The 19,165-nt window shown below is 35.8% G+C and carries 1 CRISPR repeat array (only partly in view).

From position 1 onward, the window contains the following. Window positions 1-19,146: direct repeats of the CRISPR family, unit length 30 nt; unit sequence CCTTAATTCGCACCATATTGGAATTGAAAC; it begins 8,931 nt to the left of the window's first position. Window positions 19,147-19,165 lie beyond the last annotated feature (19 nt).

Genomic DNA, 19,165 nt, shown 5'->3' on the forward strand with positions numbered 1-19,165 from the left:
ACCTTAATTCGCACCATATTGGAATTGAAACATTTCGCCTAAAATAGATACATTATAACAATTTTCATGGCCTTAATTCGCACCATATTGGAATTGAAACGTCGTACAAACCCAGGCCGTGTCGGCATAAGTCGTTCCCCTTAATTCGCACCATATTGGAATTGAAACATTTCAGAAAAATCTTCTTTATTTATAATTAATTCTAACCTTAATTCGCACCATATTGGAATTGAAACATATCCATTTCGGATATTTCCTTTATTGCATCTTCTAACCTTAATTCGCACCATATTGGAATTGAAACTTTAGGGCATAAAAATATTGGAAGTACTGACCATTATGTCCTTAATTCGCACCATATTGGAATTGAAACGTATATTTGTTTAATCGTTCAGAAATTAAAGCAGATAGCCTTAATTCGCACCATATTGGAATTGAAACCTCTTCTGCAAATGGTTACGTTTTAGATTGCGCATACTCCTTAATTCGCACCATATTGGAATTGAAACATCCGCAAGTTTTACTGTCCCAACCTGGGTCGGCACCCTTAATTCGCACCATATTGGAATTGAAACGTATTTTCAATACCAAAAACTAAATAAATAACTGACAACCTTAATTCGCACCATATTGGAATTGAAACCAGGTTACATTAAAACTAAAATATTCCGCCATATTCCTTAATTCGCACCATATTGGAATTGAAACACACGAAAAACTACGAACAAAATGGAACAGGATTATACCTTAATTCGCACCATATTGGAATTGAAACTTTTTACCAATTGGGATTTCTTTCAGATTGTTAAAATACCTTAATTCGCACCATATTGGAATTGAAACATTCTTTGGGGTACAGGAAGAAATTTCTGTGATTTACAGCCTTAATTCGCACCATATTGGAATTGAAACATATTAAGAAATTATTATTATCATGAAGACTACTGGCCTTAATTCGCACCATATTGGAATTGAAACTTTTTGACCATTGCTGTTTCAGGACTGATTCCTTTGCACCTTAATTCGCACCATATTGGAATTGAAACTTTTAATAGTTCTTCATATTTATACACCTAACAAACCTTAATTCGCACCATATTGGAATTGAAACGTTGACGATAGAATTCAAAATCAAAAACAATAATAATACCTTAATTCGCACCATATTGGAATTGAAACTTCCGTAATCAGATGGTTGAGCTATTGAAGCGAGATCCCCTTAATTCGCACCATATTGGAATTGAAACATAATAATCAATTAGAGTATAATGAATTTTCAAAACGGCCTTAATTCGCACCATATTGGAATTGAAACATGGAGAATCCAGTTTTTTCAGCAATTTCATCCACCCCTTAATTCGCACCATATTGGAATTGAAACAGAATTCGGCTATCCCGAATTCTTTATAAACAGTACATCCTTAATTCGCACCATATTGGAATTGAAACTTTTTTGCCCTTTCTATTTCTTCTTTAGAGAAATTATCCCTTAATTCGCACCATATTGGAATTGAAACCTGAAAATAGGTTGCTTCCTGGCCTTATTGAGAACCTTAATTCGCACCATATTGGAATTGAAACGTATTACCGAAGCTGAAATTACTGCCATAAAACAAAACCTTAATTCGCACCATATTGGAATTGAAACATAATAAATACGGCAGTGGCAATTACAAGTGCATTAAACCTTAATTCGCACCATATTGGAATTGAAACTTTGCAACAAGTTCTTGTTCTAACTCATTAATCCTGTCCCTTAATTCGCACCATATTGGAATTGAAACAGTGCAATTACCACATCTTCTGGCGGTAAGTCTTGAATCCTTAATTCGCACCATATTGGAATTGAAACATAATGAGTTTACCGATCCTGATGATGAAGGCACTGGCGCCTTAATTCGCACCATATTGGAATTGAAACTTCATAAATTCTGCCGGATCTCGCTTCAATAGCTCAACCTTAATTCGCACCATATTGGAATTGAAACAATATATATATATTTGAAGGAGAGGAGGTTAATTCTCCTCCTTAATTCGCACCATATTGGAATTGAAACACCTTTATGTAGTTATTTGGTATTTCCGAATTACTCATCCTTAATTCGCACCATATTGGAATTGAAACTTCGGTAACCATATTTTTCCGGCATTTCCCCATGCCCCTTAATTCGCACCATATTGGAATTGAAACGTTTTTTTACATCTCTATGTATCTTCTTCTCAGTATCCTTAATTCGCACCATATTGGAATTGAAACCCGAATTTTCAATTTTTAAACTGTTAATCAGATTAATATCCTTAATTCGCACCATATTGGAATTGAAACTTTATCTGTTCTATTAAAAAAACTTCACTACCTATGTAGCCTTAATTCGCACCATATTGGAATTGAAACTTGTTTTCATTGTCGTTCTATTTTAATTATTATTTTTGCCTTAATTCGCACCATATTGGAATTGAAACATTTATGGTTTTATGAAAACGAAATTGGAGACGACCTTAATTCGCACCATATTGGAATTGAAACAAAGAAGCTTTGCATTCTATTTGAATTTGGTTTGGCCTTAATTCGCACCATATTGGAATTGAAACTTCGGAAGCCACAATTTACCCATATCTGCCCAAGCCCACCTTAATTCGCACCATATTGGAATTGAAACATGATATCATTAAAGAAAATCTTAATATGCCCGTACTGCCCTTAATTCGCACCATATTGGAATTGAAACATACCGGAAATTTGAGCATGAAATGTTTGCTCTTTAATCCTTAATTCGCACCATATTGGAATTGAAACATTTTGAAGCCACCGTGCTCCCCGGGGTATCCCATTTCCCTTAATTCGCACCATATTGGAATTGAAACATACATCGTAATGTTAGTAATTGACCTTGCCTTATACCACCTTAATTCGCACCATATTGGAATTGAAACATGGTTTGCCTTCTTTGTTGATTACCCATATATCGTCAACCTTAATTCGCACCATATTGGAATTGAAACATGGCTTTGTATAAGTTTCCCAGGAGGGAAAAGTGAAACCTTAATTCGCACCATATTGGAATTGAAACGCCGGATAGTGTTGCCGGGGCAAATGGTGTCCATGCTTCCTTAATTCGCACCATATTGGAATTGAAACTTATTAGTACCGAATAATTACACACTTGATTATAAAACCTTAATTCGCACCATATTGGAATTGAAACGCGATTGGGTACGCGATACCTTTACCGACCACGCCAGCCCTTAATTCGCACCATATTGGAATTGAAACATTTGTTCTTTTATAACATCTCCCCTTTTTTCTCGATACCTTAATTCGCACCATATTGGAATTGAAACATTGTAACTTTGTTAAGTATTTCACTTAGTTTTAATTTTCCTTAATTCGCACCATATTGGAATTGAAACCTCTTTGCTTTAGTTATGATTCTTATCGCTTACGGTACCTTAATTCGCACCATATTGGAATTGAAACGATATAAGTTCTATTGCTATATATCTGAGGTTGTTGCCCCTTAATTCGCACCATATTGGAATTGAAACTGATATTGAAATACACTATCTCATTGAAGGGAGGTTGGCCTTAATTCGCACCATATTGGAATTGAAACATTGTTCGTCTTTCTACTTTTGCATTTTCATCAGTCCTTAATTCGCACCATATTGGAATTGAAACTTGAATGGCATAAATACGGAGATGATTATTATGATAACCTTAATTCGCACCATATTGGAATTGAAACATTACCCATAATGGCGGGGAGCGCAACGGGATAACTACCCTTAATTCGCACCATATTGGAATTGAAACACCCAAAAAATTATGCTCCTTTCACGCTTGAGTATGAACCTTAATTCGCACCATATTGGAATTGAAACGGTTCAAGTTCCATATCACCTTTCCAGATTGCACCTTCCCTTAATTCGCACCATATTGGAATTGAAACATCGTTCCATCCCGCTTATCCAGGACATGGCTACGGCGCCTTAATTCGCACCATATTGGAATTGAAACATGGCAACCCAATAACAATAACAACGGTACGGCAGACCTTAATTCGCACCATATTGGAATTGAAACTTACGATCCTGGTTTAATAATCGGGTAATCATTACTAACCTTAATTCGCACCATATTGGAATTGAAACTTTAATAAATAAAGTTTTACCCGATCTGGAAAATATATCCTTAATTCGCACCATATTGGAATTGAAACATAGCAAAAAAAGCGAGTTCCTTTTCACCAGGTAATGGCCTTAATTCGCACCATATTGGAATTGAAACTTTTTTGTCTCCATTCTATTTGTTTTTCGTTTAAACCTTAATTCGCACCATATTGGAATTGAAACGGCTTTGAAACATTATTAGGAACTGGAATAAAGTATTCCCTTAATTCGCACCATATTGGAATTGAAACAGCATTGTAAGCAATGCCAGATCAGCATCAAAGTAAGCCCTTAATTCGCACCATATTGGAATTGAAACATTTTTTTCAAAACAGCGCTCCAACTGCCAAATTTTTGCCCTTAATTCGCACCATATTGGAATTGAAACGAGGAGTTTTGAAGAGCAATTTGCAAGTTTTTTTGCTCCTTAATTCGCACCATATTGGAATTGAAACATCTGTAAAGAAACCAAACACCTGATTCCTGAGCGTTTCCTTAATTCGCACCATATTGGAATTGAAACGTTTTTTTTCCTGTCCAATTGCAAGCGATGAGAAACCTTAATTCGCACCATATTGGAATTGAAACGGGAAAAGCTGACGAGATGATTGTTGCAACAATTGGAGTCCTTAATTCGCACCATATTGGAATTGAAACGACATTAAAGGCAATACATGCTTTAGCACCAGGATCCTTAATTCGCACCATATTGGAATTGAAACATCGTTACTGGAGAATTACCGATTTTGGCAATCAGGCCTTAATTCGCACCATATTGGAATTGAAACATAACAAAGCGATTTCACACCTTATTGATAAAGATATCCTTAATTCGCACCATATTGGAATTGAAACGTAAAGGCCACAGAAGCAATGCAGGAATTATTGCATGACCTTAATTCGCACCATATTGGAATTGAAACATGTAACAATTGCCCAGTTCCCTGACACGGATAAATACCCTTAATTCGCACCATATTGGAATTGAAACAGAATTGCAAGAATTTGATCATGCGCTTTCGCCTTTTCGCCTTAATTCGCACCATATTGGAATTGAAACGTTCGTAAGGAATGGGAGGGATGAAAAATCCTGACCTTAATTCGCACCATATTGGAATTGAAACATGAAAATTTGCTGATGTTCTCTGTGTTTGGCTAAGTTCCTTAATTCGCACCATATTGGAATTGAAACACAGCAGCACCTTAGCCAGGCTTTTGAATGGCGGGGTTCCTTAATTCGCACCATATTGGAATTGAAACTGCTGCTAAATCGGGTCCGGCTGCTACCGAAACCATCCTTAATTCGCACCATATTGGAATTGAAACGCCTATTCTCGATCTGATTGATAAATCTCAAAGAACCTTAATTCGCACCATATTGGAATTGAAACTTCTTTCTATCATACGATTTCAAAATCATTGGCTTATCACCTTAATTCGCACCATATTGGAATTGAAACATAAATAGAGGAATTGATCAGAGCAATATCGAAAATATCCTTAATTCGCACCATATTGGAATTGAAACGTAATTACAAATTTTGTAATTTTTGTAATTTTCAATTTCCTTAATTCGCACCATATTGGAATTGAAACGTAAATTACTTGAATCAGGTTGTACAATAATTGAGGTGCCTTAATTCGCACCATATTGGAATTGAAACAATTTGCAAGAAAAAATGGCGAAATCAAAAATTTATTGCCTTAATTCGCACCATATTGGAATTGAAACAGGGTACAGATATAGTTTTAAGTACAGATATACCTGAACCTTAATTCGCACCATATTGGAATTGAAACAAAATAAAATAATATGAGTTTTCTACAAATATTCTTAGCCTTAATTCGCACCATATTGGAATTGAAACATGGCAACCCAATAACAATAACAACGGTACGGCAAATCCTTAATTCGCACCATATTGGAATTGAAACTTGGTCATTATATGAACTCCAAGAAACAAATATTATCCTTAATTCGCACCATATTGGAATTGAAACGTAATAAATATTTTTTCTTCTCTTTCTTTCAACTGGTCCTTAATTCGCACCATATTGGAATTGAAACATCAGTTTTTTGCAGTATTAATTGAAAACGGACGTATCCTTAATTCGCACCATATTGGAATTGAAACATGCCGAATACGATCCTGATCGGCGTGGCTTTGTCGCCTTAATTCGCACCATATTGGAATTGAAACGGACCAGGTAAACGGCATGAAGGCGATAGATTTTGTGACCTTAATTCGCACCATATTGGAATTGAAACATTTTATCTGATTTCATGGTTGCTAAAATGGAGGGTTACCTTAATTCGCACCATATTGGAATTGAAACTTTGAAAATAGACTTGCATTCTATTTAATACAAAAAATCCTTAATTCGCACCATATTGGAATTGAAACAGAAAAGAAAAGAAAAGATGGTTAAAAAACGAAATGTCCCTTAATTCGCACCATATTGGAATTGAAACATAGAATATAGACTAATATGCTTTAAAGCATTTTTTACACCTTAATTCGCACCATATTGGAATTGAAACAGGTTGATGATCTTCATGAATTTGCAGATTTTTCCTCCTTAATTCGCACCATATTGGAATTGAAACGCCTTTTGTTCCGGAGTAAGGATTTTATTTGCAACCTTAATTCGCACCATATTGGAATTGAAACACGGGAAGAAAAGTTGCCTTTGTGTCATTCCCGGGAGTCCTTAATTCGCACCATATTGGAATTGAAACAATTTTTCTCTGAATTCCGGCATGGTTTTCGACCAATCCCTTAATTCGCACCATATTGGAATTGAAACAACCCAGCATACTTGAGAAACACACCGGTTAAATAGTTCCTTAATTCGCACCATATTGGAATTGAAACGTAAGAGACAAGTATCGTAAAAGCATGCAGTCGTAGGACCTTAATTCGCACCATATTGGAATTGAAACGTACGAGGGGTTGCCTTTCCTCTTTGTCCCAGGTTACGCCTTAATTCGCACCATATTGGAATTGAAACTTAACGTACCAGTAAGGTTCTGTTCGTTTTATGATTGCCCTTAATTCGCACCATATTGGAATTGAAACATTCCAGTTACTTGTGTAGCTGTTGTTCATATTATTTCCTTAATTCGCACCATATTGGAATTGAAACTTTAGTGCCTGTGATGCTTCATCGCACCCTGTGGCACCTTAATTCGCACCATATTGGAATTGAAACATAAATAACAGGGCATCGTAATATGGTAATGTCTCTTTCCCTTAATTCGCACCATATTGGAATTGAAACATCAAAATTATTTAGAAGTAATATAAATTATTGTTTTTTCCTTAATTCGCACCATATTGGAATTGAAACATATATAATAATATACAGCACAAACAATAACTGTTGCTCCTTAATTCGCACCATATTGGAATTGAAACATGCAACAGAACGAAGGGTATTGCTGGTGATACGCTAACCTTAATTCGCACCATATTGGAATTGAAACTTTTTCAAAAAATGGTTTCCTAAGGTGTAATGATACAACCTTAATTCGCACCATATTGGAATTGAAACTTGGTTAGTCAACTGAAAGTTGCCTTCCCGGGACTTTCCCTTAATTCGCACCATATTGGAATTGAAACTTGTTAATTCGTTTGGTAGCGGGTGAGGGAGTCGAACCCCCTTAATTCGCACCATATTGGAATTGAAACCCTGGTCCTGATTGCCAAAATCGGTAATTCTCCAGTAACCTTAATTCGCACCATATTGGAATTGAAACAGGGTAGGTTCATAAGAAGTTTCTCCAGGCTCTACACCCTTAATTCGCACCATATTGGAATTGAAACTTCACAAACCAATACGGTTCCGTTCTCTTTATGATTGCCCTTAATTCGCACCATATTGGAATTGAAACGGTTTTTCCTGTTCGAGTTTTTTCAAACCTTCGATATCCCCTTAATTCGCACCATATTGGAATTGAAACATCTGTGCAATGCATTAGCTTCCTGTTTTGCAAACCATCCTTAATTCGCACCATATTGGAATTGAAACTTTTTACTTTAAAATTGTTCATTATATCTTTATTTTCACCTTAATTCGCACCATATTGGAATTGAAACATTGATGCACTCTGAGGGTCTGACAGGCGAAACTCTCTCCTTAATTCGCACCATATTGGAATTGAAACTTTGCATTAATGGAGTCGCCACACATCACCCTATGCCCTTAATTCGCACCATATTGGAATTGAAACAATCTTGACAGCGTATCAGTACCAATATCATATTTTTTCCTTAATTCGCACCATATTGGAATTGAAACTTTAACATTACCCCAACACGTCGAAGATTAGTAATACCCCTTAATTCGCACCATATTGGAATTGAAACATATCTACAAGCCAGTTATTGAAGCTGATGAATACAGCCTTAATTCGCACCATATTGGAATTGAAACGTTAGTTAAAGAATTTACTGATAAAACCCGGTCGGACCTTAATTCGCACCATATTGGAATTGAAACTCAGAAAGAAACATGGCCGTTTTTGCATTATTGATATTCCTTAATTCGCACCATATTGGAATTGAAACTTGTTTCAATCCCAACGGTACCATCTTTTAAATTGGTATCCTTAATTCGCACCATATTGGAATTGAAACATGATTGACTTCCTTATGCTTAATAATTCACTTTGCACCCTTAATTCGCACCATATTGGAATTGAAACTCATAACGTTTCATTTTTATATGTCCACGTTTGCGCAGCCTTAATTCGCACCATATTGGAATTGAAACAAGGCATGTTCGCAATCCTTGTAGAAAAATTTTTGCGGCCTTAATTCGCACCATATTGGAATTGAAACGGCAGAATTTGAAAAACGTCTTCAGGAAGCCGGTATTACCCTTAATTCGCACCATATTGGAATTGAAACTTATCTGACTGGTTATTGTTTTTATCCATTATCTATTCCCTTAATTCGCACCATATTGGAATTGAAACTTAACAACCTCCCTGAAAGCTTTACAATTCATCGAGGCCCTTAATTCGCACCATATTGGAATTGAAACATACAGATGGAAAGCTTTGCGGTGGTTTTATCGGCAGTCCTTAATTCGCACCATATTGGAATTGAAACATAATATATGAACGAAACTGCCGATTTCTGTAACATGACCTTAATTCGCACCATATTGGAATTGAAACTACTGAGCCGATTGAAAGGATTTGTAAAAATTGTTCGTCCTTAATTCGCACCATATTGGAATTGAAACACATTATAACCCTGACATTAAATACATTATTCTTTAGTCCTTAATTCGCACCATATTGGAATTGAAACGGCGTAATAAAGTTCGCTAAAGATGTAGTTTTCAGCGTCCTTAATTCGCACCATATTGGAATTGAAACTTAAGTATCTCACGTAACGATATTCTGCATAGTGAGTACCTTAATTCGCACCATATTGGAATTGAAACCAAAGTAAGTCATAGTACGATTTTGCGTATTGTAAAAACCTTAATTCGCACCATATTGGAATTGAAACGTACCAACCCAGGCAGGAATAGTAAAACTTGCGGCCTTAATTCGCACCATATTGGAATTGAAACACGGCACTCCTTCAATTTTAACACCTATTATTAGTTTCGCCTTAATTCGCACCATATTGGAATTGAAACATGTTTTTCAGTTCTTCAAAACGACAACCAGTTGAGCTCCTTAATTCGCACCATATTGGAATTGAAACATGATGCACTTAATAAAGTATATCTTGAAAATGTTAAACCTTAATTCGCACCATATTGGAATTGAAACGTGCTTCTAAATCATTCCAGGAATTTCTTTTCCCATATCCTTAATTCGCACCATATTGGAATTGAAACGTTCAAGAGCTGCCTTTTTTCTATCCAATTCGGCACCTTAATTCGCACCATATTGGAATTGAAACATAAGCATCCATATCAACGATATCTGCATCAATTGTCACCTTAATTCGCACCATATTGGAATTGAAACCAATAAAAAAATGATTGCTCAGCATCTCTACTGGTACCTTAATTCGCACCATATTGGAATTGAAACTAACTATCGGTGAGCTTAACATCGGTGTTATCTTCGGCCTTAATTCGCACCATATTGGAATTGAAACATATATATTTGTTTTTTAACACGTTTGTTATTTTTTTTCCTTAATTCGCACCATATTGGAATTGAAACATGCTGTGGATAAGGCTACGGTTGCCCTTAGCGACCTTAATTCGCACCATATTGGAATTGAAACATTGGTGTGAATACCGTATGCTACATTTCAACCCCCATCCTTAATTCGCACCATATTGGAATTGAAACTCATCAATGGCGATCAGACACGCAAGGAATTGATGCAACCTTAATTCGCACCATATTGGAATTGAAACCCCTTTGGGGTTGTTTTAGAAATAGGATCTAAATACAACCTTAATTCGCACCATATTGGAATTGAAACATGTAATCTCCTTTGTCAATTGACAGAAAAATACTGTCCCTTAATTCGCACCATATTGGAATTGAAACATAAAAATTGATTTAGATCAGCTTGATCAGGTTCCCTTAATTCGCACCATATTGGAATTGAAACCTGTTTAGCCAGTAAACATGGAATCCAAGACTGGCAAGCCTTAATTCGCACCATATTGGAATTGAAACATTTTTTTACCTATTATTGTTTCCATTTTTTATGCCCTTAATTCGCACCATATTGGAATTGAAACATCATTGTTTTATCTCTGTAAAATGAAAATTCACTTTTTCCTTAATTCGCACCATATTGGAATTGAAACACATTCGTTCCTTTTTTCGCCTTTCCCTGCGCTGCTCCTTAATTCGCACCATATTGGAATTGAAACTTCATATTACTTCTTTCATATGAGTGCCTATCTTCAGCCTTAATTCGCACCATATTGGAATTGAAACGTAATACGCAATATTGCTTTGCGGTGGACCTCCATAGTCCTTAATTCGCACCATATTGGAATTGAAACACTATAAACAGGCACTGCTATTGGTATTGTTGCATCTTCCTTAATTCGCACCATATTGGAATTGAAACTTCTTCATGTTTTATCGTAATCATATAACTTACTAAGCCCTTAATTCGCACCATATTGGAATTGAAACGTATTATTGAAAGAGTAACAACATGCATTATTGCAATCCTTAATTCGCACCATATTGGAATTGAAACCTGGAAGTTGATGCGATATTGGAACAAACAAACTGGATCCTTAATTCGCACCATATTGGAATTGAAACATACCCGTAAATCGTTTAGTGATATTTTATCCGCTTCCCCTTAATTCGCACCATATTGGAATTGAAACAAAGAAGCTTTGCATTCTATTTTAATTTGGTTTGGCAACCTTAATTCGCACCATATTGGAATTGAAACTCATCACATATTAAATTATCATTTTCCACAATGCTTTGCCTTAATTCGCACCATATTGGAATTGAAACTTAACCAACCCGGAAAGTTTTTAGAGAAGAAAGAGCACCTTAATTCGCACCATATTGGAATTGAAACGTAATTTTTTAGTTTTTTGTCGTCTCCGATAGTCATCTCCTTAATTCGCACCATATTGGAATTGAAACAGAAATGGACGTATGGTAGGATTTTCCACGGCCGCATTCCTTAATTCGCACCATATTGGAATTGAAACGACAATAAGGGGCGTCCCATTCCCCAATTAAATTTGTTCCTTAATTCGCACCATATTGGAATTGAAACGTGAAGAACATAATAGCTTATATAAGCAAATATATGAGCCTTAATTCGCACCATATTGGAATTGAAACAGTAGTTCAGTTGAAAAAATACAACTAAAAAATCCGGTCCTTAATTCGCACCATATTGGAATTGAAACATACGATGTCGGAAATCTCCAACCAGTCTGCTTCCCTTAATTCGCACCATATTGGAATTGAAACCTCCTACGAGAGGCTGCCTTTCTTCCTTATTCCAGGTTACCTTAATTCGCACCATATTGGAATTGAAACATGAGTAAATTTCATAAGGCTTTTCTTGGTAAGTTCCTCCTTAATTCGCACCATATTGGAATTGAAACGTGATAAACTGCTGGATGAAAGTGAAGACCTAAATCCAACCTTAATTCGCACCATATTGGAATTGAAACTTGATTGCGGCAGGTTCATCTCTATATAGATGAAGTCGCCTTAATTCGCACCATATTGGAATTGAAACTATTCGGTAGTATCACAGCGGCGATAGATAATAACCTTAATTCGCACCATATTGGAATTGAAACAGCATGGGCATTGACTCCTCTCTTTCAAATATCTCAAACCTTAATTCGCACCATATTGGAATTGAAACAAGGTAAAGTCTTTCAAATAGTAGATTGTTTTACTTCTCCTTAATTCGCACCATATTGGAATTGAAACGGATTATCAGTGGCAGCATGAACCGATATTATATGGCTGCCTTAATTCGCACCATATTGGAATTGAAACAAATATTTAACAAAAATGCTTAAATCGGTAGGCTCATACCTTAATTCGCACCATATTGGAATTGAAACATAAGTTTGTTATTCAGCTTATTCCATTCATCTGGATACCTTAATTCGCACCATATTGGAATTGAAACGTGTTGGCAGCAGACCAGTACATCTTTGTCCAGCCAGCCTTAATTCGCACCATATTGGAATTGAAACTTTCCTGATTTACTGTTTTTAAATTTTACTTCAGCAACCTTAATTCGCACCATATTGGAATTGAAACGTAAAATGGCTATTGATAAATACCAAAAGCTTTTAGCCGCCTTAATTCGCACCATATTGGAATTGAAACACAACAAAATCAATGGTTGTCCCTTGAGTAGCTCCAGACCTTAATTCGCACCATATTGGAATTGAAACAGATTAGCTGAAGACAAACCGAGCAAAAAAGCATTTAACCTTAATTCGCACCATATTGGAATTGAAACATTACATTTTGAAAGTCCTTAACATATGCTTTTGTGAGCCTTAATTCGCACCATATTGGAATTGAAACTACGCAGATTCTTTTTCAGCATAACCTGTTGCTACCTTAATTCGCACCATATTGGAATTGAAACCTTTTTATTATTGCTTTTTTGTATATAAATTTTGCAGTCCTTAATTCGCACCATATTGGAATTGAAACGGTATTAATGCGGTCATTATAGATAATCACCGCCGTCTCCTTAATTCGCACCATATTGGAATTGAAACAAAAATTAGTTGTAGAACTATATAAAAAAAAGAAAAAACCTTAATTCGCACCATATTGGAATTGAAACATATCATGTTGAAGTGCATGTTGCAGAACTTAAAACCTTAATTCGCACCATATTGGAATTGAAACAAATTTGGATTTTGAAATAAATTATTTCCAAGTTCCACCTTAATTCGCACCATATTGGAATTGAAACATAGTTTCGATAGCTGCCGGACCTGATTTAGCAGCGACCCTTAATTCGCACCATATTGGAATTGAAACGTTGGTATGTTGGGGAACACATTATATAATATTGTTTTCCTTAATTCGCACCATATTGGAATTGAAACATCCAAAACGAAGTAATGTCCATTTTTAAAATCTGCCCTTAATTCGCACCATATTGGAATTGAAACGCCATGTTGTGAAATTAAAGATTTGTGAATTACGATATCCTTAATTCGCACCATATTGGAATTGAAACATACAAATTAATTCTGCATTCATTTTAGACCATATATCCTTAATTCGCACCATATTGGAATTGAAACATCAGGAGCATAAACTTTAACTGGTGAGTGAAATAACCTTAATTCGCACCATATTGGAATTGAAACACTGTGCAGAAACTGCTACGGCACCGGAGAGGTCCGTGTCCTTAATTCGCACCATATTGGAATTGAAACATATTTATTACAGAAAGATTTTTATGAAAAAGAAATTGCCCTTAATTCGCACCATATTGGAATTGAAACATCCGTTAAAGATGACAATAAAAGTTTTTCAATCTTCAGCCTTAATTCGCACCATATTGGAATTGAAACATAATTGTTATTACAGAACTGATTAATATACTTATAGCCCTTAATTCGCACCATATTGGAATTGAAACGCATAATTCATTTCTGAAACAGTTTCGTCAAATTCTATCCTTAATTCGCACCATATTGGAATTGAAACATAATCCGCTTACGCTGTAACGACTTTCAATCATTTGTCCCTTAATTCGCACCATATTGGAATTGAAACATGAATTTCGCATATGTTCCGATGCACGACGATGCCTTAATTCGCACCATATTGGAATTGAAACATTTGTACCTCCTGCAAACGTATAGCGTAATCTTCGGCCTTAATTCGCACCATATTGGAATTGAAACAATCTGAGAAGCTTTGCAGTACAGTATTACGCATCTCACCTTAATTCGCACCATATTGGAATTGAAACAAATAATTTTAAGCATTATCATAATTATTTGCTTTATACCTTAATTCGCACCATATTGGAATTGAAACAGTTTTTGATTTACGAAAACCCAGACGGGACTGAAACCTTAATTCGCACCATATTGGAATTGAAACTTCTTTAATTTCAGTTCAACCTTCTTCTGCTTACGAAACCTTAATTCGCACCATATTGGAATTGAAACTTTTTAAGATATTATATAGAATCTGAAGATCGTAAAACCTTAATTCGCACCATATTGGAATTGAAACTTGTTTCAATCCCAACGGTACCATCTTTTAAATTGGTACCTTAATTCGCACCATATTGGAATTGAAACGTCGGTTGCCCGGTCCACGGACGCTCCAGTCTTCAGGCCCTTAATTCGCACCATATTGGAATTGAAACTTTTATCAAGAGCAATGATGCTTTCTCGGTATGAGTTATCCTTAATTCGCACCATATTGGAATTGAAACACCTGACCGTTTTGTAAAACCTTCCACCGACCCCTGAACCTTAATTCGCACCATATTGGAATTGAAACATATTATTATCAATAAGCAGCTTTGCTAAATAATCAACCTTAATTCGCACCATATTGGAATTGAAACATTCTCTTGCTTTTTCATCTTCATTTGCCATCTGATCCCTTAATTCGCACCATATTGGAATTGAAACATAAAAATGAAGAATTTATAATATGAAAAAATACTTAGCCTTAATTCGCACCATATTGGAATTGAAACATGAAAGAGATATAATTGTTTCATCGGTAAATATTTGTCCTTAATTCGCACCATATTGGAATTGAAACATATAATAATTTATTGAATTATCTGTAAAGCTACATAACCTTAATTCGCACCATATTGGAATTGAAACTCGTATTCTTCAATTGATATACATACTGTATTTTTCATCCTTAATTCGCACCATATTGGAATTGAAACCTTAGAAGCGGAGTGCTTGTGATTTTAAATAAGTTGGGCCTTAATTCGCACCATATTGGAATTGAAACATCACACCAGGTGCGTTTTGTACCGCATCAACCGATTTCCTTAATTCGCACCATATTGGAATTGAAACCTAATTAAAGTGTAGTAGGACTTACCGTAACCGATCCTTAATTCGCACCATATTGGAATTGAAACAGTAGTTAGCTATAGTTCCCTTAGCAGGATTATGATCCCTTAATTCGCACCATATTGGAATTGAAACGTGCCGACCCAGGCTGGCACCGTAAAAGAAGCATACTGCCTTAATTCGCACCATATTGGAATTGAAACCTAATTAAAGTGTAGTAGGACTTACCGTAACCGATTAGCCTTAATTCGCACCATATTGGAATTGAAACATAATACTCGACTTTATAACCCCGATTTTGTCGGGCATCCTTAATTCGCACCATATTGGAATTGAAACGTTTTAGAACGCTTGCTTTTGCAAGCTATCCAAGTTTCACCTTAATTCGCACCATATTGGAATTGAAACATACTAAAACTTTTTAACTCTATATATATCAATTAATTCCTTAATTCGCACCATATTGGAATTGAAACTTTCTTAAAAAATACTGCATATAATGGTGATGACTTATCCTTAATTCGCACCATATTGGAATTGAAACATAGAAAAGATTGTAATTGACAGTACAGGAGGACTTTATCCTTAATTCGCACCATATTGGAATTGAAACAAGTATGCGGTAGGTGCGATTATTCCACTTGTTTGCTGCCTTAATTCGCACCATATTGGAATTGAAACGTAATAGCAACAGCGGTTTTGTTAAATGGCAATGTCCTTAATTCGCACCATATTGGAATTGAAACTTGTTGATAATAATGAGGTTAATGCTAAGTATTCATCCTTAATTCGCACCATATTGGAATTGAAACACAGTTCTTGCCATATTGGAAACTGCACGCCTTAACCTTAATTCGCACCATATTGGAATTGAAACATCTTCAGATGGAAGCTTAATGGAAATTAATGTGTTTGACCTTAATTCGCACCATATTGGAATTGAAACTATATAGCTACTTGTAGCATTAACCGGTAATCAAGCCTTAATTCGCACCATATTGGAATTGAAACTCAAATGATTTTAGCAAACTCTCCTCAGAGTCTTTAGCCTTAATTCGCACCATATTGGAATTGAAACTAGTTAGGTATCCAATCCTTTTCAATAACATCGCCAACCCTTAATTCGCACCATATTGGAATTGAAACAACAGAAATGTTTACTCGTCGCGATGACGAAAAAAACGCCTTAATTCGCACCATATTGGAATTGAAACATCTTTAAGAAATAGAGACATTCAATCATTTAATAAACCCTTAATTCGCACCATATTGGAATTGAAACATGTAATCCATGCGTACCGGATGTTTTGATGTTTTATAACCTTAATTCGCACCATATTGGAATTGAAACGTGGTTAGTCGGCTTTTGTTGATAAAGTTTTGGCGGTCCTTAATTCGCACCATATTGGAATTGAAACGTTTAATTTGCTCTTTTTGTTGTTCATTTAACATTACCCCTTAATTCGCACCATATTGGAATTGAAACATTTGAACTGCAACAGCAAACCAATAACGATTATCTCCTTAATTCGCACCATATTGGAATTGAAACGCAATAGTATCATAATCGAAGCCTTTTACAAACAGGCCTTAATTCGCACCATATTGGAATTGAAACATATTAGTGCTTTCGCCTTTTTTATATTTATCAATTTTACCTTAATTCGCACCATATTGGAATTGAAACATGTTGCACTTACAACTCAGCAGGCTGCCGCCGACGGCGCCTTAATTCGCACCATATTGGAATTGAAACGTATTTGTTCCGGTTACTTTTGATAATTTGTTTTTGTCCCTTAATTCGCACCATATTGGAATTGAAACGTAATAGTAACAGCGGTCTTGTTAAATGGCAATGTTTCCCTTAATTCGCACCATATTGGAATTGAAACAAGTTGGATGGAAACGATGGGATCGCGTGGTTACGCCGCCTTAATTCGCACCATATTGGAATTGAAACACCGGAAAACTATTTCGGATGGAGGGAGGAAGAAGCCTTAATTCGCACCATATTGGAATTGAAACTTGCTTTTTCACTGCTTTCACAGCTAAATGTTAGCATACCTTAATTCGCACCATATTGGAATTGAAACTTAATACAATTCAGTACCTGGTTCGCCTCGATGAATTGCCTTAATTCGCACCATATTGGAATTGAAACTTAACCTCTCAGATATTAACTCTACTGCTATATATCTCCTTAATTCGCACCATATTGGAATTGAAACTTACGTGAAATACTTAAAGAGTCAGAATTTCTTTTAAGCCTTAATTCGCACCATATTGGAATTGAAACGGAGCATAAAGCTTCCTGGGATATACAGCAGCTTGCCGACCTTAATTCGCACCATATTGGAATTGAAACATTAGCACCGTTAAAACCACATTTACCTGTTCTTTTACCTTAATTCGCACCATATTGGAATTGAAACAAGAAAATGGGAACACCTGTTCAAGAATTTAGAATTAACCTTAATTCGCACCATATTGGAATTGAAACAACAGATAAAAGTGGAAACAGCTATATTGAAATTGATGACCTTAATTCGCACCATATTGGAATTGAAACATACTTGCAATGATTTTATGCTTATCGCAAAGACGATGCCTTAATTCGCACCATATTGGAATTGAAACATTTGTTTCAGTTGATACTCTGTTAACGGAGGTTCACAGCCTTAATTCGCACCATATTGGAATTGAAACTTAATAAACCAATAACGGAATTGGCTGCAGATGCCACCCCTTAATTCGCACCATATTGGAATTGAAACAGCATTGTAAGCAATGCCAGATCAGCATCAAAATAAGCCTTAATTCGCACCATATTGGAATTGAAACAAAAATTCAACATTTTTATCTATTAATCCTGCAGGTCCTTAATTCGCACCATATTGGAATTGAAACGAAATGATTGCCGCCTGGAAAGAACGCTATGGCGAAAACCTTAATTCGCACCATATTGGAATTGAAACGTAAGCGGTGTGCGGTCGCTTTGGTTTTGCGATATTGCCCTTAATTCGCACCATATTGGAATTGAAACATCTGCTGAATGCGCATATTCCCAACTGGGAAAAGAAACCTTAATTCGCACCATATTGGAATTGAAACATTTATGGTGGCAAAATGAATCAATATAGCTTGGTGCCCCTTAATTCGCACCATATTGGAATTGAAACATTACGTGCTGATGTTGATTAATTTCAGACATTAATTGCCTTAATTCGCACCATATTGGAATTGAAACATCAAATAAACTTCATAAGCTATTTGTCCACCGGAAACCTTAATTCGCACCATATTGGAATTGAAACAAAATCGGCAGGCAATCAAACTACAATTGAAAAAGAACCTTAATTCGCACCATATTGGAATTGAAACGTAAGAGAGCACTTTAATGTGCCTCTTGCTATTACTTCCCCTTAATTCGCACCATATTGGAATTGAAACAAGGGAGGTTGGTGTGAAA

It is taken from the genome of Lentimicrobiaceae bacterium, assembly GCA_023227965.1.
In the GTDB taxonomy this organism is placed as follows: Bacteria; Bacteroidota; Bacteroidia; order Bacteroidales; family JALOCA01; genus JALOCA01.